This is a genomic window from Variovorax sp. J22R115 (assembly GCF_030317005.1).
Taxonomy (GTDB): domain Bacteria; phylum Pseudomonadota; class Gammaproteobacteria; order Burkholderiales; family Burkholderiaceae_C; genus Variovorax.
Map to the genome: position 1 here is coordinate 303,895 of NZ_JASZYM010000007.1, position 24,568 is coordinate 328,462.

The following is a 24,568-nucleotide window of genomic DNA, read 5'->3' on the forward strand; positions in this document are numbered from 1 at the left end:
GTCAACTCTCCGCCGTGCGCTCGGCCACGCGCAGGATCGCGCTGCGTGAGCGCGGATTGCCGTCGACTTCGGCCTGCGAAGGCTTGATGCGCCCCAGGGCACGCAGTTTCATCGCTTTCGGCACGGCAAAAGGCGCGCGGCGGTCGTAGACCTCGCGCGAATGCCTGGCGATGAACTGCTTCACGATGCGATCTTCCAGCGAGTGGAAGCTGATCACCGCGAGCCGGCCTTGGGGTTGCAACACGGCAAGACTCGCTTCTAGCGCCTGTTGCAGCTCTTCAAGCTCGGCGTTGATGAAAATCCGAAGAGCCTGAAATGTGCGCGTTGCAGGGTTCTGGCCCGGCTCGCGGGTTTTGACCGTGCCAGCCACGAGCTCGGCCAGCTCGGTGGTGGTTGAAACTGGGCCCCGTTCTTGTCGGCGAGCAACAATCGCCTTTGCAATCTGAACAGCAAACCGTTCTTCGCCATAGTCACGAATCACCTCCGCAATCTGCTGTGTTTCGGCCGTTGCCAGCCACTCGGCCACGCTCTCGCCGCGCGTGGTGTCCATGCGCATGTCGAGCGGGCCGTCGAAACGAAAAGAAAAACCCCGTGCGGGGTTGTCGATCTGGGGAGAGCTGACACCGAGGTCCATCAGAAGACCTGACACACTCGCTGGCGGTAATTCCCCCAGGTCCTTGAATCCCTGGTGGCGGATGGAAAAACGCGCATCTTCGATGCGCGCTGCTTCGGCCACCGCTTCCGCGTCCTTGTCGAACGCAATCAGCCGGCCCGACGGCCCTAGCCTTTCCAGGATCGCGCGGCTGTGGCCGCCACGCCCGAAGGTCGCATCCACGTAGGTGCCGGTGACGTCCGAACCTTCCGGAAAGAGGGCGTCCACCGCTTCGTTCAACAAGACGGTCGTATGAATCCATGGCTGTTCCACGTTGGGCCTCAGAACGAAAAGTCCTGGAACACGTCAGGCATTTCGCCTTGGGTGGCTTCTGCTTCCTTGGCCTCGTAGGTGGCCTTGTCCCAGAGCTCGAAGTGGTTGCCCATGCCGAGCAGGAGCGCATCGCGGGTGATGCCTGTGGCAGCGCGCAGCTCGGGCGACACGAGCACGCGGCCGGTGCCGTCCATTTCGACATCCATGGCATTGCCGAGAAAGACGCGCTTCCACCACTGTGCCGACATCGGAAGTGCCGCGATGCGCTCGCGAAACTTTTCCCACTCGGGGCGCGGGAACACCATCAGGCAGCCGTGGGGATGCTTGGTGATCGTGAGCTGGCCGGCCGCGGTCGCGCTCAAGACGTCACGATGCCGGGTCGGCACGGAGAGCCGACCCTTTGCATCCAGACTGAGCGATGAAGCGCCTTGAAACACGAACACGAGACCCCGGTGTTGGGAGGCGTCGCGCGCCCGAAAGAGGCACTGCTCGACACTTTTTCCCACTTAACTGCACTTTTTTGCACTGTAGCAGGAAACGCCTACTGAGCAATGGAAGGCTGTGGGAATTTTTTGTAATGGAATCAATGACTTAGCGGTGTTTTTGCAACCACCAAAAACCGAATCCCGTTGCAAATGAAGCACTTAGCTCACGCAGTGAATGTGTTGCGTGAAGCGCCGGTAAGCAAGGGCCTACATCAGAGGATGAATCTGGAAAGGTCTTCGTCGTGACTTAGTGCCGCCAGCCGTGCGTCGACATAGGCCGCATCGATGTGCACGGCTTGGCCGCCAAGCTTGGTGGCGCCGAAGCTCACTTCGTCGAGCAGGCGCTCCATGACCGTCGACAACCGGCGCGCGCCGATGTTTTCGGTGCGCTCGTTGACGTCGAAAGCGATGCTCGCGAGCCGTGTGATGCCTTCCGGCGTGAACTCCAGCGTCACGCCCTCCGTGGCGAGCAGCGCCTGGTACTGCTTGACCAGCGATGCCTGCGTCTGCGTGAGGATGCTTTCGAAATCGGCGACCGACAGCGATTGCAGTTCCACCCGGATCGGAAAGCGCCCTTGCAGTTCGGGAATCAGGTCGCTCGGCTTGCTCAGGTGGAACGCGCCGCTCGCGATGAAGAGGATGTGATCGGTGCGGACCACGCCGTACTTCGTGCTCACTGCCGTGCCCTCGACCAGCGGTAGAAGGTCGCGCTGGACGCCCTGGCGCGACACGTCGGCGCCCTGCGCCTCGCTGCGCGTGGCGACCTTGTCGATCTCGTCGATGAAGACGATGCCGTTTTGCTCGGCGTTGTGGATGGCCTGGGCGCGGATCTCGTCCTCGTTGACCAGCTTGGCGGCCTCCTCATCGATCAGCAGGCGCATCGCCTCGGCGATCTTGAGCTTGCGCGTCTTGCGCTTGCCCTGCCCGAGCTGGCCGAACATGCCGCGCAGTTGCTCGGTCATTTCCTCCATGCCGGCCGGCCCCATGATCTCGAGCGGCGTGCGCGCGTCGGCGAGATCGATCTCGATCTCCTTGTCGTCGAGTTCGTGCTGGCGCAACTTCTTGCGGAAGGCCTGCCGCGTGGCATTGCTGCCGTCTGCGACCGTGCCATCGACCGTACGGGCCGGCGGCAGCAGCACGTCGAGGATGCGCTCCTCGGCGCCGTCCTCGGCCCGCATTCGGACCTTGGCGCTTTCGGCCTCGCGCGTCTGCTTGACTGCAATCTCGGCCAGGTCGCGAACGATCGAATCGACGTCCTTGCCGACATAGCCCACTTCGGTGAACTTGGTCGCCTCGACCTTGATGAAGGGTGCGTCGGCCAGGCGCGCCAGCCGGCGCGCGATCTCTGTCTTGCCCACGCCGGTGGGGCCGATCATGAGGATGTTCTTGGGCGTGATCTCTGAACGCAGCTTTTCCTCGACCTGCTGGCGGCGCCAGCGATTGCGCAGCGCGATGGCCACGGCGCGCTTGGCGTCCGGCTGGCCGACGATGTGGCGATCGAGCTCGGAGACGATTTCCTGGGGGGTCATGGACATGGGTTCACTCGATCCGTCTCACAGGGTTTCGACTGTGTGGTGCATGTTGGTGTAGATGCAGAGTTCGCCCGCGATTTCCAGCGCCTTCTTGACGATCTGGTCGGCGGGCATCTCCGTGTGGTCGACCAGCGCCTTGGCCGCTGCCTGCGCGTAGGCGCCGCCAGAGCCGATCGCGATGATGCCGTTCTCCGGCTCCAGCACGTCACCGTTGCCGGTGATGATCAGCGACGTGGTCGCGTCGGCGACGGCCAGCATGGCTTCGAGGCGGCGCAGGACGCGGTCGGTGCGCCAGTCTTTCGTGAGTTCGATGGCGGCGCGGGCTAGGTGCCCCTGGTGCTTCTCGAGCTTGGCCTCGAAGCGCTCGAACAGCGTGAATGCGTCGGCCGTTGCGCCAGCAAAGCCGGCGAGGACCTTGCCGTGATAGAGGCGGCGCACCTTGCGCGCACTGCCCTTGATGACGATGTTGCCCAGCGTGACCTGGCCGTCGCCGCCGATGGCCACCTGGTCGGCACCTGCAGCGGTCTTGCGGCGCACGCTGATGATGGTGGTTCCGTGAAATTGTTCCATGGAACATTATCTCGCCCCCCAGGCTTGCCCACTTCGTGTGGCCGCCCACCCCCTGACCGGGGGCAATACCGGCGGACCGGCGAAGCCGGTTCCGCGGTATTTCTGGATCGGGATTCCGAGGGGGGCAAGGGCGTCGCCGGTGGAGTCGGCTGCCCCCAAAGAAGGGCCGAGCCTGGGCGCTACTCTTTGATTTTGACAGTGGCGTGGTCGGCGATACCGATCACGTTGAAGAAGGCGGCGATCAGGCGGTGGGCGTCGACGAACTGGAGCTCGTGGCCGCGCGCGTGGTGGGCGCTGGCCCAGTTCAGGAGCGAGCCTCCGGCGGCGAAATCGACGCGGACGAGCGCCGAGCAGGAGATCGTTGGCGTCGATTCGCCGGTCAGTTCCTCGTCGAGACGCTGCCAGGTCGACAGCGATTCGCCGATCAGATCGCCTGCGAGCACGGACTGGCCGGCGCCAACGAGGGGCGCCGGTTCGGGTTCGTCGTGGCTGGCCGCTAGCGAGAAGCTCGGGGCCACTGGCTTGATGGCCCCCGGGATGTCGAGCGCGGCATAGTCGCCCTTGGGATCTTCCCAGGGAGGCGGCGACACCTCATAGGTGATGCAGTAATTGAGCGCCAGGAGTTCGAACTCATCAGCCCGGTGCATCACGCGCAAGGCCGCCATGTGCAATTGCCACCAGACGGCATCGACGCTGCGGTCGTTGGCCGGCGTGGCTTCGGCGAGCACGAGCAGCAACTGGTCTGCTGCCGCAAAGCGCAGTTGGACGGTCGAATCCGCCCAGTGCGTGAACAGGGCACGCAGCGGACCCGCGGCGTCACCCTCGATGGATCGGAGGACGCTCCAGTCGAGCTTCCAGGAAGGGCCGGCGGCGCCGAGCGCGCGCGTGAGGCCCATCAACCCTTCGCGGGTGAGGCGCGAAGGGCTCGACCAGTCGGCGTCGCCGGCGGCTTGAGGGGCGACGGGCCTGGCCTGGGCCGCGGCCGACGCGCGGGCGGTGTTCGCCAAGGCGCGGAACGAAATCCATTCGGGCGCAGCGCGCTTCATGCGCTGCGCATAGCGCGTGCTGGTGGCGACGAACTTCTCGTCGTCGCCAGTCGCGCGGTACAGGTCGAGCAAGGTGCGCCACGTGTCGTCGTGATCGTTCGTCGGACTGTCCGGCGCGAGCGCCTGAAGCAGAATGGCTTCGGCACCGGCGTCATCGCCATGGGCAAAGCGGATCGACGCTTCCTCGATGCAGCCGTCGTGTGCGGGCAGCTGAACCTGCTGTCCAGGGGCGGTGCCCTGCGGCACGCCGGGCACGGTGTCGGCGTAGGCGCGTGCGTGCTGCGCGGCCATGTGCCCGCCCTCGGCCGGAGCGCCCTCGGCGTCCGACTCGCTGCGGGGGCCGCGAGCCTTCCACCATTGCTGCGACATTTGCTCTTCGATCTCGTCGATCTTCTTGAGCGTGAGCGCTCGCCCCTCGGTCTTGCCGGAGGTGCTGCTGACATTGAAGGAGGATGGCGTCGCGGCGGGACCACCCGCCGCCTCGCGCTGCCGAAGCTTGCGCAGCATGTCGAACTCTCGGCGGCGCACGAAATCATTGCGCTGCCGACGCTCGATCATCTCCTTGAGCATTTCACGGCTGTAGCCGTTTTCGAGGGTCGACGAGTCATCGGCGTCGAGCTCGGACCAATCCTTGAGCGGATTGCGCACGAACTTCGCCACTTTGGACAGCAAGCGACCGGTTTCTTCCTTGGCCATGCTCAGTGTCTCCCTTCGGCCCTTGTCATCGGTGCCGAAATCAATCTCCGAACATTTTCTGTTTCAGTTCGCGGCGCTGCTGGGCCTCCAGCGACAGCGTGGCGGTCGGGCGGGCCAGCAGGCGGCCGACGCCGATGGGCTCGCCGGTTTCGTCGCAGTAGCCGTAGTCGCCGGCGTCGATGCGCTGGATCGACTGCTCGATCTTCTTCAGGAGCTTGCGTTCGCGGTCGCGCGTGCGCAGTTCGAGCGCGTGCTCTTCCTCGATGGTGGCGCGGTCGGCAGGATCGGGCACGACCACGGTGTCTTCACGCAGATGCTCGGTCGTCTCGCCGGCGTTCTCGAGGATGCCGCGCTTGAGTTCCTGCAGCTTCAGGCGGAAGTACGCCATCTGCTTTTCGTTCATGTACTCCGAATCCGGCATCGCGATCACTTCGGCGTCGGTCAGCTCTTCGGCCGATTTGGCCTTCCAGTTGTTGGCGAGCTTCGGGTCTTTCTTGACCGCGACCGGCGGCGGAGGCACCAGCGCGGTCGAAGTGATCTGCACGAAGCTGGATTTGGCCGCGGTGGAAGCCACCGATTGCGGCATGGACGGCACGGTCAACTGCGACAGCCGCGACACGCGCCCGCCGCGTGCGGGTGCAGGCGCGGTGGTGCTGGCGGTCGTGGGAGGTGTCGCCGTGGTGGAAGAAGAGGCGGCAGCCGTTTTTTTCATGGGAGTCGATGGTGCAGGTGGCGCGGCATGGGGGCCGGCCGGTTTGGATGACGGGGCACTCGCAATCGCCGCTTTGGCCTTGCTTGTGGCAGGGGCCTTCGACGGCGCAGCGGGCTTGGCGGCGGAAACCTTCTTTGCCGCGGGCACAGCCTGCTTGGCAACCGACGTCTTCTTGACGGCCGGTTTCGGCGCGGGCTTGGCTTTGGCGGCAGGCTTCTTCACAGTGACTGGCTCCTTCGACGATCTCGAACGCACATTCAATGGGTGTCTTCCCCATGGAATCCACGTCGCCTGTCGGTCTCGCGGAGCCCATGTTGTCAGGGTGCTCGCCGATGGCGAACCCCGGGGTTATACCCCCGAAATCAGCCCAGGAACGCACTCAGTCCTATGCTGGAAGTCACACTTCGTCCCAAAGAAGAACGGGGCATGCCTCCGCAACAGGCGCGCGATTGTATAGAGAACTCAGGCCGCTCGGGGAATCAGACGAGACACTGGTCGAGACCCTGTTCCAGGATCTCGCGCGGCAGGTCGATGCCGATGAATACCATGCGGCTGTTGCGCTTTTCGTCGGGGCCCCAAGCGGGGCCGAGGTCGCTGCCCATGAGCTGGTGCACGCCCTGGAAAATCACCTTGCGTTCGGTGCCCTGCATGTGCAGGACGCCCTTGTAGCGCAGCATGCGCGGACCGTAGATATTCACGATCGCGCCCAGGAAATCCTCCAGGCGGGCCGGGTCGAAAGCACGGTCGGAGCGGTAGACGAAGCTCTTGACGTCATCGTCATGGTGATGGTGGTGGCCATGGCCTTCGTGCGCGTGCGAGGGGTGGTCGCAATCTTCTCCATGCACGTGATCATGGTCGTGCTCGTCTTCTTCCTTGAGGAAGTCCGGATCGATGTCGAGCTTGGCATTGAGGTTGAAGCCACGCAGGTCGAACACATCCTTCAGCGGGACTTCGCCGAAATGCACCTTCTGTTGCGGCGCGCGCGGATTCATGTGCTTCAACCGATGGATCAGCGCTTCGGTTTCGTCGGCCGCGACCAGGTCGCTCTTGCTGATGAAGATCTGATCGGCAAAGCCGACCTGGCGACGCGCTTCCTGGCGGTCGTTGAGTTGCTGGGGGGCATGCTTGGCATCCACCAGCGTGAGGATCGAGTCCAGCAGATAGCTCTCGGCGATCTCGTCGTCCATGAAAAAGGTCTGCGCCACGGGGCCCGGATCGGCCAGGCCGGTGGTCTCGATCACGACGCGATCGAAATCGAGCAGGCCCTTGCGCTTCTTGGCCGCCAGCAATTGCAGCGCCTCGCGCAGGTCCTCACGGATCGTGCAACAGATGCAACCGTTGCTCATCTGGACGATCTGCTCCTTCGACTCGGTGACGAGGATGTCGGTGTCGATGTTTTCCTCGCCGAATTCGTTCTCGATCACCGCGATCTTCTGGCCGTGCGCCTCGCTCAGGATGCGCTTGAGCAGGGTCGTCTTGCCGGAGCCGAGGAAGCCGGTGAGGATGGTGGCGGGAATAAGGGCCATGGAGTGCTCCGGAGATCAGGATTCGGGGAAAGGCGGAAAGTTTAGCGACGGCGCCGCGGCCACGCTTCGGCAAGGTCAAACGCTATTTGCGCACCACGACGAGGCCTTTCAAGTACTCGCCCTCGGGAAACTCGATGGTCATGGGATGGTCGGGCGCCGCTCCGAGGCGCTCGGTGATGTAGCCGTCGACGCCGGCGTCGATGCCCGCGGAGGCCACGATCTTGTGGAACAGGTCGGCGCCGATGCCGCCGGAGCACGAGAAAGTGAGCAGATGCCCACCTGGCGCCAGCAGCTTGAACGCCTGCCGGTTGAGGTCCTTGTAGGCTCGCGCGGCGCGCTCGGCATGCGCCACCGTCGGAGCGAACTTCGGCGGATCGAGCACGATGGCGTCGAAAGTGCGGCCCTCCTCGACGAAACGGCGCAGTGTGGCATTGACGTCGGCATCGAGAAACTCCGTGCAGGCGCCCTCGAAGCCGTTGAGCGCCACATGGGCACGGGCCCGCTCCAGCGCAGGCAGCGATGAATCGATGGAAATCAGTTCCGCGCCTTCGACCGCGCCCGCCGCCTTCAGGCCGGCCAGTGCGGCGACGGTGAAACCGCCCGTGTAGCAGAAGCAATTCAGCACACGCCGGAATCTGCGATGCGTCGCCAGTTCGGCGAATCGCTGGCGGCTGTCGCGCTGGTCGAGGTAGAAGCCGGTCTTGTGGCCCGTAGCGACGTCGAGCGTCAGCCGCCAATCGTGCTCCCGGATGGTAATTTCGGTCGGCCCGCTACCACGCAGCCAGCCCGTCACGGGTTTCAGCCCTTCGCGCTCCCGGCCGCTTGCATCAGACCGCTCATAGAGCTTCTCGAGCCCCGTCGCGGCCAGCAGCGCATCGGCCAGCACCAGCTTCCAGCGCTCGACGCCCGCCGAGAGGAACTGCGCCACCAGCGTGTCCCCATAGCGATCGACGATCAGGCCCGGCAGACCATCGGCCTCGCCGTGGATCAGGCGCACGCCGTCGCTCTGCAGATCGAACACGCTCCGCGCGTCCACCGCACTAGCCACCCGCGCCGCGAGGAATGCCGCATCGATGCGATGTTTTTCATCGAAGCTCCACGCCCGGGCGCGGATCTTGGAGTGCGGGCTGAAGGCGGCCCAGGCGAGAAACTGGCCTTCGCCCGACTCGACACGTACCGTCTCGCCTGCATCGCCGCCGCCCTTCGCAATTGCGGATTCGAAAATCCATGGGTGGCGCCGCAACAGCGAGCGTTCCTTGCCGGACCGGAGGCGAATCAGCTTCATGAGTTTCTGCTCTTGTTCTTGCGGAGGGTCTCGCCCATCGGCGGGGCCTCGTCGCGCGCCTGAGCGCGCGGATGCGCGGCGTCATAGGCCTTGGCGAGATGCTGGAAATCCAGCCGCGTGTAGACCTGCGTGGTCGAGATGTTGGCGTGGCCCAGCAGTTCCTGCACGGCGCGCAAGTCGCTGCTGGACTGCAACAGGTGGCTCGCGAACGAATGACGCAGCATGTGCGGATGCACGGGCGCGTTCAGGCCGGCCTTGAGGCTGCGGCGGCGCAACTGGGTCCACACCGAATGCGCCGAGAAGCGCGTGCCGTTGCGGCCGATGAAAAGCGCCGCAGCGCTCTCCGGCTCGCGCAAGCGCGCGGCGCCGAGCGCCGGACAGTCGTCCCGCACGGCGAGCCATGCGCGCAAGGCCTCGGCCGCCTTCGCACCCAGCGGCACGATGCGGCGTTTGCTGCCTTTGCCCAGCACATTGGCCTCGCCGGATTCCAGGTCGACCCAGCCGCGTGCCGTAGTGCTGGCACGCGCGTCCAGCCCCGTCAGCTCGCCGACACGCAGCCCGCAGCCGTAAAGCAGTTCGACGATCGCGCGATCCCGTGCCTCGGTCCAGGGATCGGCCTCGGTGTCGCGAAGATCGGCAAGCTGCACCGCCTCGTCGACCGCCAGCGCCTTCGGCAGCGGCCGGCCGGCCTTGGGAGCGTGGACGTCCTGCACCGGATTCGCGACCACCAGCCCCTCATTGCCAAGCCAGCGGTAGAAGCTGCGCCAGCAAGACAGCACCAGCGCAATGCCGCGCGACTCCCGTCCCGCGCTGTGCAACTGCGCCATCCAGCGGCGAACGTGCGCGGTCTGCACCTTGTCGAGCGCCACCCCTGCCGACGCCGCCTTCTCCGCCAGCGTCGTCAAATGAATCGAATAAAGCTCGACCGTGCGCGCCGCAAGCCGCCGCTCCACCCGAACGTGTTCCAGATACCGGTCAATCAGCTCCAAACTCACGCGCCCTCTCCTTCCAGTAATACCGCGGATCCGGCTCCGCCGGTCCGCCGGTATTGCCCCCGGCGAGGGGGGTGGCGGCCACCCGAAGTGGGCGAGCCTGGGGGCGCGCTAAAAGTATCCATTGGCGGCATTGTTCGCGATTGCCAGAGGCTCGCGCAATGCGCCCTTGAAGGCCATGCCCCAACGCCGCCAGCACGAGGTCGGAGCGGCAGCGTACTGAACGTCGAAAGCCCGATCGAAACCTGAGGCGCGCGCCAACCGCTCGGCACGCCACAGGTGATAAGGCTCAGTCACGATGATCACGCTCTTCACCCCCGCGGCCTTCAGCACGGCGCGCGACATCGAGAGGTTCTCGCGCGTGGAGGATGACACCGGCTCCAGGAGCAGGGGGCCCCTGTAGCCCGACACGCGCGCGTGTCGCTCCATCACCTCGGCTTCGATACGGCCGTCTTCGCTGTCGATGCCGCCGCTCAGCACCAGGCCCCTCACGCGGCCCGCGTTCGCCAGTGCAATGCCGGCGTCGACGCGGCCGGTCAGGCAGGGGTTGGGCTTGCCGTCGCGGTACGCCCGGTTGCCCAGGATCAGCGCCGCATCGGCAACACGTTGCGGCGGATGATCGAGAAGGCGCAGCCCATGTCGCCAGATCACGACGTGGATCGCCGCGTAGCCCAGCAGCAGGACCAGCAATGCGCCGATCAGCGAGCGCTGGACCGTGGGGCTCAAGACCGCAGCCGAGACAGAGCGCCCGAGGCGAGTTCGGCGATGCGCTCGAGGAAGTCGGTGCCCATCTCGGGGTTGAAGCGCTGGGCGTCGGGCGATGCGAGCACCAGGAGGCCGAAAGCCGGCGCATCAGGTTCCTGCCGGAGCGGGATCAGCGCGATCGACACCGCGGCATGCGGCTCGGCCAGCCATTTGGCCGCCTCGAAGCCGGCGTTCAGGCCGCAGTAGGGAGCCGTCAACGAAGTTGCGAGGGCCTTCACGTCGTCGCTGACCCATTGGGCGTAGGACTCGTCCAGATAGGTGCTGTCGCAGTCCCAGATCTTGATCGCCGTCTGCGGCACCATGAACAGAGACTGCAACTGGGAGGCAACCTGGGTCGGCAGCGCGCGCGGATCGCGCGTGGTCAACAGCCCGCGCGTCCACCGCTGCAGGCGGTCGGCCGTGACCACGTTCTCCGTGCCGTGACGCACCATGTCCATCACGCGGTGCTCCAATGCCTTGATCTTCTCGCGCAGCATCTCGGCCTGGCGCTCCTGCAGGCTCACGGCGCGGTTGCCGTGCGGGCTGGTCAGCTGCACCTGCGCCAGCAACTGCGCGTGTCGCTCGAAAAAGTCCGGCGTGTTCGACAGGTAGTTGGCGATATCGTCTTCGGTGATGGGATTCATGGCGTTCTGGTTGTAATGATTCATGGCTGGTCCGGCACCTCGATGTCGCCTTCGAACACGGTGACGGCGGGGCCGGTCATCAGCACCGGCGCGCCGTCGCCGGCCCATTCGATGGTGAGGAGACCACCGCGCGTCTGGACGTCGACCCGCGGATCGAGCAGGCCCAAGCGGATGCCCGCGACCACAGCCGCACAGGCGCCCGTGCCGCAGGCGAGCGTTTCGCCGGCGCCGCGCTCGAACACACGCAGGCGCACGTGCGACCGGTCGACGACCTGCATGAAGCCGGCGTTGACCCGCTGCGGAAAGCGCGGATGGTGCTCGATGAGCGGGCCCTGGGTTTCGACCGGCGCGGTGTCGACGTCGTCGACGATCTGCACCGCGTGCGGATTGCCCATCGACAGGACGGCCACCGAAACGATGGCAGTGCCGGCGCGGGTGCCCATGGCAAGGTGCCATTTCTCCCACGCGCCTTCGGGTTGAGGATCGAGTCCGGCGGTGTCGAAGGGCACGCGGGCGGGATCGAAGATCGGCGCACCCATGTCGACCGTCACGCGGCCGTCGGCGCCCATGCGCGGCTCGATCACGCCGGAGAGCGTCTGCACGCGCACCGCATCCTTGCCCGTCAGGCCCCGTTCGCGCACGAAGCGCATGAAGCAGCGCGCGCCGTTGCCGCACTGCTCGACCTCGCCGCCGTCGGCGTTGTGGATCACGTATTGGAAATCGATGCCGTCGCCCGGCGAGCGCCGCACGGTGAGGATCTGGTCGGCGCCCACGCCGAAATGGCGGTCGGCCAGGAAGCGATATTGCGCCGTGTCCAGGCCGAGCGTGCCGCGGGTTTCGTCCAGCACGACGAAGTCGTTGCCGGCGCCTTGCATCTTGGTGAAGCGGATTCGCATCGCGGGATTATCCGCTGCGCTCAGCGTGCCGGCTCGCTGCGGCACGGACTACCGGGTCAGCCCTTCCAGACCTGCGTAGCTGCGTGGATCGCCAGGCCGACCAAACCGCCGACCAACGTCCCGTTCACCCGGATGAACTGCAAGTCCCTCCCGATGTTGAGTTCAAGCTCGCGGGTCATCTCGTCCGCATTCCATTCCGCGACCCGCTCGACGATGTAGCGGCGGATGTCTTCGCGGTAGCGTTCGATCGCGCGCGGCGCGGCGTCGACGATCTGCTCGTTGATCCAGCGTCGCATCGCGTCGTCGGCCCGCAGCCGCGCTCCCATCGCGCCGGCCATTCCGACGATGCGCTGGCGAATGCTCGAATCGGTCTTCGCCAGATCGTCGTGCAGCCACGCGAGCACCTCGCTCCAGAGACCATGCAGGTAGTCACCGAGCGCTGGGTGCGCCTGCAGGTCCGCGCGGATGGCCTCGCCACGTCGCTGGAACTCCGGGTCGGTCTTGAGGCGCTCGATGAAACCCGCCATGAAGGTATCGAATCGCAGCCGCAGCGGATGCCCGGGCTCGGCCGCCATCTCGCCGATGGTCCGCGCCACCGCGGCCACGATCTTGCGGGTCGCGAGCTTGGCGGCGACCTGGTCCAGCCCCACATAGCGCAAAGCCTTGACCTCGCGGGCGATCGCCTCGGTGATGCGCTCCTGCACCTCCTCGCCCTCGACCACGGCGGCGACCTGCACCAGCACGTCGTCCAGCAAGGCCTGGTGCCGGCCGCCCGCCGTCAGGGCATCGAGAGCCTGGCCGGCGAGGCGTGACACATCGACCTGCGCCAGCCCCGCAGTGGCCATGCGCCCCAGGAAGGCGCGGACTCGCGTGTCGTCGAAAGCGGTCAACCCATAGCGAACCGCGGCCACCAGATGCTCGCCGAGTTTCTCCGCGCGGTCGGGCCGCGAGAGCCAGTCCGCGAGCCTGGAAGCCGGATCGACCTGCTCCAGTTTGGCCAGCACCTGCGGCGTACTCAGGAAGTTGTTGCAGATGAAGCCGGCGAGCTTGGCGCCGATGCGATCCTTGTTGGCCGGGATGATCGCCGTGTGCGGAATCGGCAGCCCGAGCGGATGCCGGAACAGCGCCACGACGGCAAACCAGTCGGCAATTGCGCCGACCATGGCCGCTTCCGCGAAGGCGGCGACGTAGCCCCAACCGGAATGCCTCGGTTCGAGCGCCGTCGCCACCGCGTACAGCAGCGCGGCAGCGCACAGCAGGCCGAGTGCAACCCTTTTCAGCGGATCTCCCGGGTCGTCGCCAAGCCTTGAAGGAATTCCTCGCAGCGCGCCAGTTGCGCGAGCGTCACGTATTCGTCCGGTTGGTGCGCCTGCGTGATGCTCCCGGGGCCGCACACCACGGTCGGGATGCCGGCATTCTTGAAGAGACCCGCCTCGGTGCCAAACGCGACCAGCGTGGTGCGCGATTCCCCGGACAGGCGCTGCGCGAGCCGTGTCACGGGCTCGTTCTCGGAACTCAGGAAGCTCGGAATCTCGCAGATGGTCTCGAAGCTGAAGCCGGCATCGGGCGCGACCTTCTTCATCGCGGTTTCCGTGCGGCTCGCATAGCTCGTGATCTCCTTCTGCATCTGCCCGGCATCGGCCGTGGGCAGGTTGCGGAATTCGTAGCGGAACTCGGCGTCGCGGGGCACCACGTTGTCTGCGATGCCCCCGTGGAACTGGCCCACGCTCGCCGTGCTGAAAGGCACGTCGAATCCTGCGTAGCGTGGCTCGTCGCGCTCGAAGCCCTCCGCCATGTCGCGCAGCTTGCCGACCACGCGCGCCGCCATCTCGATCGCATTGACCGACTGCGGCGTGAGCGACGAATGCGCCTCCTTGCCGCGCACGCAGCACTTGTAGCGGTAGACGCCCTTGTGCGCGATGGCCGGCACCATGAGGGTCGGCTCGCCGATGATGCAGGCCAGCGGCTTGATGCCCTGGTCCTTCATGTCGGCGATCAGTTCGCGCACGCCGAAGCAGCCGACTTCCTCGTCGTAGCTGAAGGCGAAATGCACCGCGAAGGGCGAATCGCTTTCGATGAAGCGCTCCGCATTGGCCAGTGCGAGCGCGATGAAGCTCTTCATGTCGGCCGAACCCCGCCCGTAGAGCCTCGGCTCGACATGGGCGATATCCGCATCGGCGTCGTCCTGCGGCCAGTCCTGCACGATGGCCGACAGCGGATCGACGCTCCACTCCTGCCCGTCCCAGGGCACCGTATCGGTGTGGCCCGAGACGATGACGCCGGCCTTCTTGCCGGCACCCAGCGTGGCGAAGAGATTGGCCTTGGTCTTGTCGGCGTTGTAGGTGAGCCGGCTGCGCACGCCGAGCCCGGCCAGGTGGTCGCGCGCGAAGTCGATCAGCTCCAGGTTGCTGTTGGCGCTCACGGTGTTCATTCGCACGAGCGTCTGGGCGAGTTCGAGGCTGCGGGGGGAAAGCACATGTGACATGCGGGTCATTGTCCCGGAAGTCCGCGACGCCGCGCCAGGGAGGCCGAAGTGTCGAGCCGGCAGGGCACGATCTTTGCGGGCGCTCACAGCAAAGCCTAGACTCTTGCCCATGAAACTCATCGATTCCCTCGTCACCCAGGCGGCCGGCATCGCCGCAGTTCGACGCGATCTGCACGCCCATCCTGAACTCTGCTTCCATGAAGTCCGCACCGCCGACGTGGTGGCGGCCAAACTCACGGAATGGGGCATCCCGATCCACCGCGGGCTCGGCACCACCGGCGTCGTCGGCATCGTCAAGAACGGCACCAGCGGCCGCGCGATCGGGCTGCGCGCCGACATGGATGCGCTGCCGGTGACCGAACTCAACACCTTCGCGCACGCGAGCAAGCACCCCGGCAAGATGCACGCCTGCGGCCATGACGGCCACACGGCCATGCTGCTCGCGGCAGCGCAGCATCTGGCGAAGCACCGCAACTTCGACGGCACGGTCTACCTGATCTTCCAGCCCGCCGAAGAAGGCGGCGGCGGCGCGCGCGAGATGGTCAAGGAAGGGCTGTTCGAACAGTTCCCGATGGACGCCGTCTTCGGCATGCACAACTGGCCCGGCATGAAGGCAGGCCAGTTCGCGGTCAGCCCCGGTCCGGCCATGGCGTCGAGCAACGAATTCACCATCACGATCCGCGGCAAGGGCGGCCATGCTGCGCTGCCGCACACGGGCATCGATCCGGTGCCCGTGGCATGCGAAATGGTGCAGGCCTTCCAGACCATCATCACGCGCAACAAGAAGCCGACCGATGCCGGCGTGATTTCGGTCACGATGATCCACGCGGGCGAGGCCAACAACGTGATCCCCGACAGCTGCGAGCTCAAGGGAACGGTACGCACCTTCACGCTCGAAGTGCTCGATCTGATCGAGGCGCGCATGAAGAAGATCGCCGAGCATGTGAGCGCCGCACACGACGCGGAGTGCGACTTCCACTTCCACCGCAACTACCCGCCGACCATCAACACCGCCGACGAAGCGAACTTCGCGCGCCGCGTGATGGCCGGCATCGTCGGCGAGGACAACGTGCTGGTGCAGGAGCCCGCCATGACTGCCGAGGACTTCGCCTTCATGCTGCTCGCCAAGCCGGGCGCCTATGCCTTCATCGGCAACGGCGACGGCAGCCACCGCGACGTGCACCACGGCGGTGGGCCGTGCATGCTGCACAACGCGAGCTACGACTTCAACGACGACCTGATCCCATTGGGCGCGACCTGCTGGGTGCAGCTGGCCGAGCAGTTCCTCAACACGCCGAAAAGCTCGACAGGCCTGGAAGGGGCCGCCGCATGATCGCCGTCGGCGAAGCTTTCTCGTCCCGCTACGTGCTGGCGCGGCAGCAGTTTCTGCAGGCCTGTGCGAGCGCCGGCCTCGGAGTTCGCTCGCATGCTCATCCCCTGAAGGGACGCGATGGCGAGGAGCTGGCGATGGACGTCGCGCTGGACGGCAAACCCGATGCCGAGCGCCTTCTGATCGTGACCAGTGCCTGCCATGGCGTCGAAGGCTATTGCGGCAGCGGCGTGCAGATCTTCGCGCTGCACGATGACGAATGGCGCGGGAAAGCGCGCGACCAGGGTGTGGCGGTCCTGTATGTGCACGCGCTGAATCCGCACGGCTTTTCGCATGGACGGCGGGTAACGCACGAGAACGTCGACCTCAACCGCAATTTCTTCGATTTCGACGAGCCCTTGCCCGTCAACGAGCCCTACGCCAGCCTGCATGCGCTGCTGCTGCCCGCCGACTGGCCGCCCACCTCGGAGAACCAGGTAGCGATCGCCGCGTGGATCGACCAGCACGGCGCGTCCGCCTTCCAGGCGGCCGTGACCCGAGGCCAATACCAGTTCTCGAATGGACTCTTCTTCGGCGGCAACGCGCCAACGTGGAGCAACAAGACCTTTCGCGACGTCCTGCGCACCCATGCGCAATCGGCGCGCCAACTCGCGTGGATCGACCTGCACACGGGCCTGGGTCCGAACGGGATCGGGGAGCGCATCTTTTCGTGCAAGGACGACAAGGCCGCCTACGCGCGCGCCAACGCGTGGTGGGGCTCGCGGGCCGCACCCGTCACGTCGATCTACGACGGCTCGTCCACTTCCGCATTCCTCACCGGCCTGATGTTCAACGCGGTGTACGAAGAATGCCCGCGGGCCGAGTACACCGGCATCGCACTGGAATACGGGACCGTGCCCGTCATGGAGGTGATGGGCGCGCTGCGCGCGGATCACTGGCTGCATCAGCATCCCGAGGCGCCGGCGGAACTGGCGGCGTCGATTCGCGCAACGATGCTGGAGGCGTTCTACACGGACTCCGATGCCTGGCGCGGACAGATCATCAGCCAGGCCCGGCAAGCGATGTTCCAGGCGGTGGACGGCCTGGCCGCAACGGCTTGATCCGATCAGCCGGGCAGCATGCGCTCCTCGGCAATCACAAGCAGGCCGTCCATGATGAGGCTGTCCACGAGTTCGAAGTCGCCATTCATGCTCGGCGCCATCTTCCATCCCGCCCCGCCCGTCATGTAGCAGGCCGGCTCGGCGCCGCAATGCGCGCGCACGTGCTGCACCATGCGCTCGACTGCGCCCGCGATCGCATAGGTGCCGCCGCTGGTCAGGGCATCGCTGGTGTTGGTCGGGAACTCCCTCACATCGCCAGTCGGCACGTGCAGGCCGGCAGTGCCGGATTCGAGGGCGCGCAGCATGATCCCGTGGCCCGGCAGGATCAGCCCGCCGAGAAACTTTCCGTGGGTGTCGACAGCCTCCACGGTGACCGCCGTGCCGATCATCACAACGACCATCGGCCGTGCAGACCCTTGCGAGAGCATGCGGTGGCGCGCTCCGATCATCGCGACCCACCGGTCGGCGCCGAGGCGCGTCGGATGGTCGTAGCCGTTGACGATGCCGGCTTCCGCCACGCTGGACACCACCCATCGCGGCGAGCAGTCGAAGCGCTCGACCACCTGCTCTTCAGCGCGGCGCCGCACGGCATCGCCCGCCACGACGCAGCCGAGCATCGACGTCGGCGCGGGCAGGTCGGCCCAGGAGCCTTCGGCGAGCCGCTCGATGTGGTCGAGGAACTCGGCCCCGTGCGCGACCAAGGCGGCACCGGGCCGCGCCGCATCGTAGAGGGACCACTTGAGACGGGTGTTACCGATGTCGATCGCGAGGAATGCCATGCGCGGCATTATTGCGAGTTGTGCTTACGGTCGCTTGCACATGCGCCTGCTGCCTCGCCTGGACCGTCATTTTCCGCGGTTAAAGTGGCCTTTCCAATCATTCAAGGAGTAACCATGGGTTTGCTAAGTTTCATCAAGGAAGCGGGCGAAAAACTGTTCGGCGGTTCCACCGCGCACGCAGCGGAACCCGATGCGAACAAGGTGGCCGCAGACGCCATCAAGACGTACATCGAGACCCAGAATCTCGGCCTCACGAACCTGGCGGTGGCCTACGTCGCAACCAGCGGCGTGGTCACGCTGTCCGGCAACGCGCCTTCGCAGGAAGCTAGCGAGAAAGCCTCGCTCGCGGCAGGCAACGTTGCCAACGTCACGCAAGTCGACAACAACCTCGAGGCACCTGCAGCCGATCCGGCGCAGTACCACGACGTGGTGCGCGGCGACACGCTCTCGGCGATTTCCAAGAAGTACTACGGCGACGCCAACAAGTACAACGCGATCTTCGAGGCCAACAAGCCGATGCTGAGTCATCCGGACAAGATCTATCCGGGCCAGAAGCTCCGCATCCCCAAGCTCTAGCTCGCCCCCAGGCTGCGCGCACTTCGTGTCGCTTCGCCTACCCCCTGCCGGGGGCAACACCTGCGGCCCGGCAAAGCCGGTTCCGCGGTGTTTCTGGAAAGGTACGGCGCGCGGTCTTTTTAGTTTTGCTTCCAGGGGAGGCCGCGGAGGCGCCAGCCGCCTTTGTGGCCGCGATGGCCTTGTTCGTCGGCGTCGCCTTCGAAGCCTTCCAGGATGTTGTAGGCCTCGATGCCCAGCTCGGTGGCGCGCTTGGCGGCGGCGATCGAGCGTACGCCGCTGCGGCAGAGGAGCACCGCCTTCTTTCCTGACGGCACCGCAGTGCGCAGGCCTTCGTCGAAGACGGGGTTGAAGGCCATGCCGGGCCATTGCTTCCAGGCCAGGCCGACGGCGCCTGGAACGTAGCCGACCCACTCGCGCTCTGCATCACTGCGCACGTCGACCAGCACGGCGTCGCCGCTCTTCAGCCACTGAGCTGCCTGCTCGGGCGTCACGTCGCCGGCATAGCCTGCGGCGGGCTTCACGCCGAATCTGTCTCCGGTGGGTGCGTTCGCCTGAATCGGCGCGCTCGTATCCGGCTGGGTCATGATGCTTTCGTCCTTGCATGTTCTAGGGTTACTGCGGATGGCGGGCCTCGCTTTCGCTCTGGAGAGGCCGGCCGATGAGGTCAATTTTTCTCCAGTTCGTGAAAACCCTCTTTGTCACGAATGTTTACGTATCAAAGATGGCAGTCTGGATTGTCCAGACCCACCAACGGAGACACGCAATGACCGAGAAACAACCGACCCGTCGACGCAGTCTGCTGAAAGGAGCGGCCGTGGCGGCCGGCGCGATGTCCGCGCCGATGGTCAGCATGGCACAGACCACTTCGCTGCGATTCCAGAGTACCTGGCCGGCGAAGGACATCTTCCACGAGTACGCCAACGACTTCGCCAAGAAGGTGAACGACATGGCGGGCGGCCGCCTGAAGATCGAGGTGCTGCCTTCCGGCGCGGTCGTGCCGGCATTCCAGTTGCTCGAAGCAGTGAACAAGGGCACGCTCGATGGCGGCCATGGTGTGGTGGCCTACCACTACGGCAAGAATTCCGCGCTAGCGCTCTGGGGCTCGGGCCCGGCCTATGGCATGGACCCGAACATGGTGCTCGCGTGGCACTACTACGGCGGCGGAAAGGCGCTGCTGGAGGAAATCTACAAGTCGATCAACATGGACGTGGTGTCGTACCTCTACGGTCCGATGCCGACGCAGCCGCTGGGCTGGTTCAAGAAGCCGATCGCCAAGGCCGAAGACCTGAAAGGCTTGAAGTACCGCACCGTCGGCCTCGCCGTCGACATCTTTACCGAGATGGGCGCTGCGGTGAACCCGCTGCCCGGCGGCGAGATCGTGCCCGCGCTCGATCGTGGCCTGATCGATGCAGCCGAGTTCAACAACGCGTCGAGCGACCGCGTGCTCGGCTTCCCCGATGTGGCGAAGAACTGCATGCTGCAGAGCTTCCACCAGAGCGGCGAGCAGTTCGAGATCCTTTTCAACAAGGGCAAGTACAGCGCGCTGCCGCAGGAGCTGCGCTCCATCATCGACTACGCGGTCCAGGCGGCCAGCGCCGACATGAGCTGGAAGGCCGTCGCGCGCAACACGCAAGACTACGTCGAGATGAAGAAGACCGGCGTCAAGTTCTACAAGACCCCCGACGCCATCCTGCGCGCCCAACTCGCAGCGTGGGACAAGACCATCGCCAAGAAGGCTGGCGAAAACCCGCTGTTCAAGAAGGTTCTCGAATCGCAGAAGGCTTTCGCGCAGCCCGCCGGGCAGTGGCAGAACGACTACATGGTCGATTTCAAGATGGCCTACAACCACTACTTCTCCGGGCAGGCGAAGAAGGCCTGATCTCCATCCAACCCAGTCGCACTCGCGGCGCCCGCCTTCCGGTCCCGGCCGGAAGGCATCTTTTTGCCTGTCGTACTTCGGGGCACCGATGACTACCCAACAGATATTGCATGCGGCCGACCGCCTGAGCACGTGGACCGGCAAGACCTTTGCGTGGCTCATCGTCGCCCTGATGCTGGTGGTATGCGCCGAGGTCTTCAAGCGCTATGCGCTCAACGCGCCGACTGCCTGGATCTACGACGTCAACAACATGATGTACGGCACGCTCTTCATGATGTGCGGCGCCTACACGCTCTCGCAGGACGGGCACGTGCGCGGCGACTTCCTCTACGGAAGCATGAAGCCACGCACCCAGGCCACGCTGGACCTGGTGCTCTACATCGCCTTCTTCCTCCCCGGCATCGGCGCCCTGACCTGGGCCGGCTGGGGCTACTACCAGGATTCGCTGGCCATGCACGAGCAGACCTTCAATGCCACGCCGCTACCGGTGTACCCCTTCAAGTTCGTCATTCCGGTTGCGGGCGCCATCGTGATGCTGCAGGGCCTGGCCGAAATCCTGCGTTGCGTGGTGTGCCTGCGCACCGGCGAATGGACACCTCGCCTGAAGGACGCCGAGGAAATGGACGTGGTCGAACAGCAGCTCGCCAGCAGCACCTTCGTGGACGAGGAGGCGCGGCGCGATGTCATCGAACGCGCCAAGGACGTGGATGAAGCGGCTCGCCACCGTGGAAGGGAATCGGTATGAGCCAAGCTGCCATGGGGCTCACGATGCTGGGGCTCATCGTCGTCGTGATCATGCTGGGCTTTCCCACGGCGTTCACGCTGATGGGCCTGGGCATGCTGTTCGGCTTCGCCGCCTTCTACGACCCGGCCGTGCCGTGGTTCGACAACCACGTCTTCGACCTGATGGTGCAACGCACCTTCGGCGCGATGACCAACGAGACGCTGCTGTCGATCCCGCTGTTCGTACTGATGGGCTACGTGATGGAGCGCGGCGCCCTGGTCGACAAGATGTTCCACAGCGTGCAGCTCGCCTTCCGCCGCGTGCCGGGGTCGCTCGCGGTGGCGACGCTGATCATCTGCACCTTCTGGGGCATCGCGAGCGGCCTGGTCGGCGCGGTGGTGGTGCTGATGGGCGTGATCGCGATGCGACCGATGCTCAACGCAGGCTACGACACGCGACTCGCGGCCGGCGTCATCACTGCCGGGGGCACGCTGGGCATCCTGATCCCGCCGTCGGTGATGATCATCGTGTACGCCGCGGTGGCCGGGCAGTCGGTCGTCAAGCTCTACGCGGCGGCGATGTTCCCGGGATTCTTCCTGGCCTTCCTGTACCTGATCTACGTGATCGGATGGGCGCTGATCCAGCCGAAGGTCGCGCCCAAGCTGCCGCCCGAAGCGCAGCGCGCGCCGATCTCGCCGCAGGTGGCACACATTGCCGCGAGCTATTCGCAACGGCTGTTGCCGGCGCTGGCCGCGGCGGTGCTTGCGCCGGCGCGAGCGATCAGCTCGGCGGCAGCGGGCGCGCGTGTCAGTTGGCTGATGCTGGTGCGCTATCTGACGGTAGCGCTTGTGCCGGTTCTGCTCGCAGCCGTGACGCTGGGCTCCATCTGGTGGTACGTCACGATCTATTCGCAGAAGGACAACACGCCCCCTGCGCCGGAGGTGACGCAATCCCAGCCGGCGCCCCAGGAGAGCACCGGACTGGCGGAACCGCCCGGCACCAGCGACCTACAGGCGCCGCCCGGAGCCGAAGGACTGGAGGAGCCCCCCGGCGCCGAAGGCTCGACGCCCAAGGGGGAACAAGGTCTCCAGGCCCTCGGCGAGCCAGTTGCCGCGCCGCATGCGGAGGCAGTGCCCCAGACCTTCTACATCGGCTTCTGGCTGACCTGCGCATTCGTCCTTGCGCTGCTCGTCTGGTACTACGCGAAGATGGACGCCGAGCAGTTCGAGATCCTTCGCATGCTGGTGTCTTCGGTGATGCCGCTCGGCATCCTGACGCTGGTGGTGCTGGGCGTGATCCTGTTCGGCATCACGACGGCGACCGAATCGGCCGCGGTCGGCGCGGCGGGCGCGTTCCTCATGGCCTGGCAGGCGAAGACGCTCAACTTCCAACGCATCAAGGAAGCCGTGTTCCTGACGGCGAAGACGACAGCGATGGTGTGCTGGCTGTTCGTCGGCTCGGCGCTCTTCTCCGCGGTGTTCGCGCTGCTCGGCGGCCAACGCATCATCGAAGAATGGGTGATGGGCATGAACCTGACGCCGCTGCAGTTCCTGCTGCTGTCGCAGGCCATCATCTTCGTGCTCGGCTGGCCGCTGGAATGGACGGAGATCATCGTGATCTTCATTCCCATCTTCCTGCCGCTGCTAGCGCACTTCCAGATCGACCCGCTGCTCTTCGGCGTCCTGGTGTTCGTGAACCTGCAGGCGGCGTTCCTGTCGCCGCCGGTGGCGATGTCGGCCTTCTATCTGAAGGGGGTGTCACCGCCGCACGTGACGCTCAACCAGATCTTCGCGGGGATGATGCCGTACATGTTCATCGTGATCCTGTGCATGGTGTTCATGTACATCTGGCCGGGCCTGACGACGTGGCTGCCGAGATACCTGTACGGGGGCTAGAGGCTTCAGTCTAGAAATTACCATCCTATCACCATCCAATGGGATGGTGATAGGATGGCGACATGCAGACAGCTCCTACCCCGGTCACCCCACGGACCAAACTCCCCGACGCCGAGAAGATCACGATCAATCTCGGCTACGTCGATCTCGGCCATATCGACCTGATGGTGGCCGAAGGCTTCTATTCGAACCGCACAGACTTCATCCGCACCGCCATCCGCAACCAGCTCACCACCCACGGCGATGCGCTGAAGCAGGTGGTGGCGCGGAAGATGCTCGTGCTGGGGCTGCAGCAGTTCGGCGTCGGCGAGCTCGAAGCGATCCGCCGCGCCGGCGAGAAGCTCGAGATTCGCGTGCTCGGCCTCGCCAGCATCTCGGCGGACGTGACGCCCGAACTCGCGCTCGAAACCATCGGATCCATCACCGTACTCGGCGCGCTGCATGCGAGCCCCGCCGTCAAGGCGGCATTGGCCGACCGGATCCATTGACCGGCTTTCCCCCTTTTTCCTCCAACCCAAGGCCCCATGAATCCCCTTTTCAAACGGCTGATGCGTCAGGCCACCCGTCTGACCAGCACCGGCAACCTGCGCGAAGCGACGCGCGCCATCCAGCGCGCGCTGGGCGGATTGGGCGCCCAGGAATCCACTGCCGGTCGTCCGGCCGACGCCGCGTCCCCATCGGCCCGCGCCGCCAACGAGGACACGCTGGTCGTCGACGTCGAGGCACGCTTGGTCGAAGCGGCTCCCTCGGTAGTCGAGGCGCCCGCCGTCCAAACGCCCTCACTCACACCCGCCACCGAGTCGGAGGAGGAGTGGATCGACGGCCTCTTCGCCCACCAGCACCGGTCCATTGCGTACAAGCTCTTCGTGCCCGCGAAGGGCACGGGCGAGCCGCGTCCGCTTCTGCTGATGCTGCACGGCTGCACCCAGCACCCGGAAGACTTCGCGGCCGGCACGCAGATGAACCAGCTGGCGCGCGAACACGGCTTTCTCGTGCTCTACCCTGCGCAGACGCAGCACGCCAACTCGTCGAAATGCTGGAACTGGTTCAAGCCCCAGCACCAGCAGCGCGAACGCGGCGAGCCGGCGTTGCTGGCCGCCCTCACCCATTCGGTCATGGCCGTGCAGTCGGTCGACCCGGCCCGCGTCTATGTCGCCGGTCTCTCGGCCGGGGGCGCGATGGCGGACATCCTCGGGCGCACGCACCCGGACCTCTTCGCCGCTGTCGGCGTGCACTCGGGGTTGCCGACCGGCGCGGCAAGCGATCTGATGTCAGCGCTGTCCGCGATGAAAAGCGGCCACGCAAAGGGCGAAACGGCCGGCCGGATGCCCCCGACCATCGTCTTCCACGGCGATGCCGATTCCACGGTCCATCCGCGCAATGGCGAACAAGTGGTCGCGGCAGCGCTCGCCGGGCAGCCGGAAACCGCCGCCCCGGCCCCGCAGGAAGCCAGCGGCACATCGACGCAAGGCCGCACCTTCACCCGCCGCACCTACGCCAGCGCCGAAGGGCGCTCCGCGGTCGAGCATTGGGTACTGCATGGTGCCGGGCATGCCTGGGCCGGCGGGAGTTCGCAGGGATCCTTCACCGACCCTTCGGGACCGGATGCCAGCGCCGAAATGCTGCGCTTCTTTCTTGCGCACCCCCACGCCTCTCCCGCCACCGTGCAGTGAGGCCCACACCGGCACGCGCGCCGGACTTACACGCGGTTGCCTCCAGCACGAGATATTTCCTTTGCTTTGCAAAG

The 24,568-nt window shown here is 65.6% G+C and carries 24 protein-coding genes; 8 read left to right on the forward strand and 16 right to left on the reverse strand.

Translation table 11 applies throughout. From position 1 onward, the window contains the following. Position 1 precedes the first annotated feature (1 nt). From rsmH to argE, 14 genes are all read right to left on the reverse strand, one after another. Positions 2-925: a 16S rRNA (cytosine(1402)-N(4))-methyltransferase RsmH gene (gene rsmH, locus QTI04_RS14875; RefSeq protein WP_286601776.1), complete on the reverse strand. Its 924-nt coding sequence runs from the start codon at positions 923-925 to the stop codon at positions 2-4. 8 nt (positions 926-933) lie between these two features. Further along, the gene (gene mraZ, locus QTI04_RS14880; RefSeq protein WP_286616316.1) at positions 934-1,362 is read right to left on the reverse strand and encodes a division/cell wall cluster transcriptional repressor MraZ; all 429 of its coding nucleotides are present in this window, start codon (positions 1,360-1,362) and stop codon (positions 934-936) included. A gap of 260 nt (positions 1,363-1,622) precedes the next feature. Next, positions 1,623-2,945, reverse strand: coding sequence for an ATP-dependent protease ATPase subunit HslU (gene hslU / locus QTI04_RS14885; protein ID WP_286601774.1), 1,323 nt, complete (start codon positions 2,943-2,945; stop codon positions 1,623-1,625). Positions 2,946-2,963: 18 nt separating this feature from the next. Then, entirely contained in the window at positions 2,964-3,512 is a 549-nt protein-coding gene (gene hslV / locus QTI04_RS14890; protein WP_286616284.1) for an ATP-dependent protease subunit HslV, read from the reverse strand. Between the two features lie 179 nt (positions 3,513-3,691). Next, a complete protein-coding gene (locus QTI04_RS14895) occupies positions 3,692-5,254 on the reverse strand; it encodes an STAS domain-containing protein (protein WP_286601770.1) in 1,563 nt (520 codons plus the stop codon). A gap of 40 nt (positions 5,255-5,294) precedes the next feature. After that, positions 5,295-6,113, reverse strand: coding sequence for an RNA polymerase-binding protein DksA (dksA, locus tag QTI04_RS14900; protein WP_286616317.1), 819 nt, complete (start codon positions 6,111-6,113; stop codon positions 5,295-5,297). A 332-nt stretch (positions 6,114-6,445) separates the two neighbouring features. After that, positions 6,446-7,492, reverse strand: a complete 1,047-nt coding sequence (locus QTI04_RS14905) for a GTP-binding protein (RefSeq protein WP_286601769.1) — start codon at positions 7,490-7,492, stop codon at positions 6,446-6,448. Between the two features lie 82 nt (positions 7,493-7,574). Further along, the gene (locus tag QTI04_RS14910; protein ID WP_286601768.1) at positions 7,575-8,777 is read right to left on the reverse strand and encodes a class I SAM-dependent rRNA methyltransferase; all 1,203 of its coding nucleotides are present in this window, start codon (positions 8,775-8,777) and stop codon (positions 7,575-7,577) included. Continuing rightward, a complete protein-coding gene (locus QTI04_RS14915) occupies positions 8,774-9,766 on the reverse strand; it encodes a tyrosine recombinase XerC (protein WP_286601948.1) in 993 nt (330 codons plus the stop codon). The genes QTI04_RS14910 and QTI04_RS14915 overlap by 4 nt, the downstream gene beginning before the upstream one ends. A gap of 114 nt (positions 9,767-9,880) precedes the next feature. Then, a complete protein-coding gene (locus QTI04_RS14920; protein ID WP_286616285.1) occupies positions 9,881-10,495 on the reverse strand; it encodes a YdcF family protein in 615 nt (204 codons plus the stop codon). After that, entirely contained in the window at positions 10,492-11,181 is a 690-nt protein-coding gene (locus QTI04_RS14925; protein ID WP_286601765.1) for a DUF484 family protein, read from the reverse strand. The genes QTI04_RS14920 and QTI04_RS14925 overlap by 4 nt, the downstream gene beginning before the upstream one ends. Next, positions 11,178-12,053 (reverse strand): diaminopimelate epimerase, encoded by an 876-nt coding sequence (gene dapF / locus QTI04_RS14930; RefSeq protein ID WP_286601763.1) that lies wholly within the window; start codon positions 12,051-12,053, stop codon positions 11,178-11,180. The genes QTI04_RS14925 and dapF overlap by 4 nt, the downstream gene beginning before the upstream one ends. Before the next feature lie 56 nt (positions 12,054-12,109). Beyond that, positions 12,110-13,216, reverse strand: coding sequence for a DUF445 domain-containing protein (locus QTI04_RS14935; protein ID WP_286601761.1), 1,107 nt, complete (start codon positions 13,214-13,216; stop codon positions 12,110-12,112). Positions 13,217-13,329: 113 nt separating this feature from the next. Beyond that, positions 13,330-14,538, reverse strand: a complete 1,209-nt coding sequence (gene argE / locus QTI04_RS14940; RefSeq protein WP_286601947.1) for an acetylornithine deacetylase — start codon at positions 14,536-14,538, stop codon at positions 13,330-13,332. A 109-nt stretch (positions 14,539-14,647) separates the two neighbouring features. Here argE and QTI04_RS14945 point away from each other — a divergent pair, with 109 nt between their 5' ends. Together QTI04_RS14945 and QTI04_RS14950 are read left to right on the forward strand one after the other, a co-directional pair. Next, entirely contained in the window at positions 14,648-15,871 is a 1,224-nt protein-coding gene (locus tag QTI04_RS14945) for a M20 aminoacylase family protein (RefSeq protein ID WP_286616286.1), read from the forward strand. Further along, the gene (locus QTI04_RS14950; RefSeq protein ID WP_286616287.1) at positions 15,868-16,968 is read left to right on the forward strand and encodes a M14 family metallopeptidase; all 1,101 of its coding nucleotides are present in this window, start codon (positions 15,868-15,870) and stop codon (positions 16,966-16,968) included. Before QTI04_RS14945 ends, QTI04_RS14950 begins: the two co-directional genes overlap by 4 nt. Positions 16,969-16,973: 5 nt before the next feature. Here QTI04_RS14950 and QTI04_RS14955 read toward each other — a convergent pair whose 3' ends face one another. After that, positions 16,974-17,747, reverse strand: a complete 774-nt coding sequence (locus QTI04_RS14955) for a type III pantothenate kinase (protein ID WP_286616288.1) — start codon at positions 17,745-17,747, stop codon at positions 16,974-16,976. A gap of 114 nt (positions 17,748-17,861) precedes the next feature. On the opposite strand from QTI04_RS14955, the gene lysM reads away from it, so the two are divergent. Further along, positions 17,862-18,323, forward strand: coding sequence for a peptidoglycan-binding protein LysM (lysM, locus tag QTI04_RS14960; protein ID WP_286601756.1), 462 nt, complete (start codon positions 17,862-17,864; stop codon positions 18,321-18,323). 119 nt (positions 18,324-18,442) lie between these two features. Here lysM and QTI04_RS14965 read toward each other — a convergent pair whose 3' ends face one another. After that, positions 18,443-18,907: a rhodanese-like domain-containing protein gene (locus tag QTI04_RS14965; protein WP_286616289.1), complete on the reverse strand. Its 465-nt coding sequence runs from the start codon at positions 18,905-18,907 to the stop codon at positions 18,443-18,445. Positions 18,908-19,086: 179 nt separating this feature from the next. Between QTI04_RS14965 and QTI04_RS14970 the strand changes: the two genes are divergently transcribed. The 5 genes from QTI04_RS14970 (at position 19,087) to QTI04_RS14990 (ending at position 24,494) form a co-directional block, all read left to right on the forward strand. Continuing rightward, complete coding sequence (locus QTI04_RS14970) at positions 19,087-20,202, forward strand: TRAP transporter substrate-binding protein (RefSeq protein ID WP_286616290.1); 1,116 nt, start codon at positions 19,087-19,089, stop codon at positions 20,200-20,202. A gap of 88 nt (positions 20,203-20,290) precedes the next feature. Next, entirely contained in the window at positions 20,291-20,947 is a 657-nt protein-coding gene (locus QTI04_RS14975) for a TRAP transporter small permease subunit (RefSeq protein WP_286601752.1), read from the forward strand. After that, positions 20,944-22,821: a TRAP transporter large permease subunit gene (locus tag QTI04_RS14980; RefSeq protein WP_286601751.1), complete on the forward strand. Its 1,878-nt coding sequence runs from the start codon at positions 20,944-20,946 to the stop codon at positions 22,819-22,821. The genes QTI04_RS14975 and QTI04_RS14980 overlap by 4 nt, the downstream gene beginning before the upstream one ends. 62 nt (positions 22,822-22,883) lie before the next feature. Beyond that, positions 22,884-23,309 (forward strand): CopG family transcriptional regulator, encoded by a 426-nt coding sequence (locus QTI04_RS14985; protein WP_286616291.1) that lies wholly within the window; start codon positions 22,884-22,886, stop codon positions 23,307-23,309. 36 nt (positions 23,310-23,345) lie between these two features. Beyond that, positions 23,346-24,494, forward strand: a complete 1,149-nt coding sequence (locus tag QTI04_RS14990; protein WP_286616292.1) for a PHB depolymerase family esterase — start codon at positions 23,346-23,348, stop codon at positions 24,492-24,494. Positions 24,495-24,568: the final 74 nt, after the last annotated feature.

Excerpts from the sequence above, each read along its gene's own strand:
- hslU (WP_286601774.1), bottom strand. The coding sequence starts at position 2,945 with ATGTCCATGACCCCCCAGGAAATCGTCTCCGAGCTCGATCGCCACATC.
- hslV (WP_286616284.1), bottom strand. The coding sequence starts at position 3,512 with ATGGAACAATTTCACGGAACCACCATCATCAGCGTGCGCCGCAAGACC.
- QTI04_RS14895 (WP_286601770.1), bottom strand. The coding sequence starts at position 5,254 with ATGGCCAAGGAAGAAACCGGTCGCTTGCTGTCCAAAGTGGCGAAGTTC.
- QTI04_RS14905 (WP_286601769.1), bottom strand. The coding sequence starts at position 7,492 with ATGGCCCTTATTCCCGCCACCATCCTCACCGGCTTCCTCGGCTCCGGC.
- QTI04_RS14910 (WP_286601768.1), bottom strand. The coding sequence starts at position 8,777 with ATGAAGCTGATTCGCCTCCGGTCCGGCAAGGAACGCTCGCTGTTGCGG.
- QTI04_RS14925 (WP_286601765.1), bottom strand. The coding sequence starts at position 11,181 with ATGAATCATTACAACCAGAACGCCATGAATCCCATCACCGAAGACGAT.
- dapF (WP_286601763.1), bottom strand. The coding sequence starts at position 12,053 with ATGCGAATCCGCTTCACCAAGATGCAAGGCGCCGGCAACGACTTCGTC.
- QTI04_RS14935 (WP_286601761.1), bottom strand. The coding sequence starts at position 13,216 with ATGGTCGGCGCAATTGCCGACTGGTTTGCCGTCGTGGCGCTGTTCCGG.
- argE (WP_286601947.1), bottom strand. The coding sequence starts at position 14,538 with ATGTCACATGTGCTTTCCCCCCGCAGCCTCGAACTCGCCCAGACGCTC.
- QTI04_RS14945 (WP_286616286.1), top strand. The coding sequence starts at position 14,648 with ATGAAACTCATCGATTCCCTCGTCACCCAGGCGGCCGGCATCGCCGCA.
- QTI04_RS14950 (WP_286616287.1), top strand. The coding sequence starts at position 15,868 with ATGATCGCCGTCGGCGAAGCTTTCTCGTCCCGCTACGTGCTGGCGCGG.
- QTI04_RS14955 (WP_286616288.1), bottom strand. The coding sequence starts at position 17,747 with ATGGCATTCCTCGCGATCGACATCGGTAACACCCGTCTCAAGTGGTCC.
- lysM (WP_286601756.1), top strand. The coding sequence starts at position 17,862 with ATGGGTTTGCTAAGTTTCATCAAGGAAGCGGGCGAAAAACTGTTCGGC.
- QTI04_RS14965 (WP_286616289.1), bottom strand. The coding sequence starts at position 18,907 with ATGACCCAGCCGGATACGAGCGCGCCGATTCAGGCGAACGCACCCACC.
- QTI04_RS14970 (WP_286616290.1), top strand. The coding sequence starts at position 19,087 with ATGACCGAGAAACAACCGACCCGTCGACGCAGTCTGCTGAAAGGAGCG.
- QTI04_RS14975 (WP_286601752.1), top strand. The coding sequence starts at position 20,291 with ATGACTACCCAACAGATATTGCATGCGGCCGACCGCCTGAGCACGTGG.
- QTI04_RS14980 (WP_286601751.1), top strand. The coding sequence starts at position 20,944 with ATGAGCCAAGCTGCCATGGGGCTCACGATGCTGGGGCTCATCGTCGTC.
- QTI04_RS14985 (WP_286616291.1), top strand. The coding sequence starts at position 22,884 with ATGCAGACAGCTCCTACCCCGGTCACCCCACGGACCAAACTCCCCGAC.
- QTI04_RS14990 (WP_286616292.1), top strand. The coding sequence starts at position 23,346 with ATGAATCCCCTTTTCAAACGGCTGATGCGTCAGGCCACCCGTCTGACC.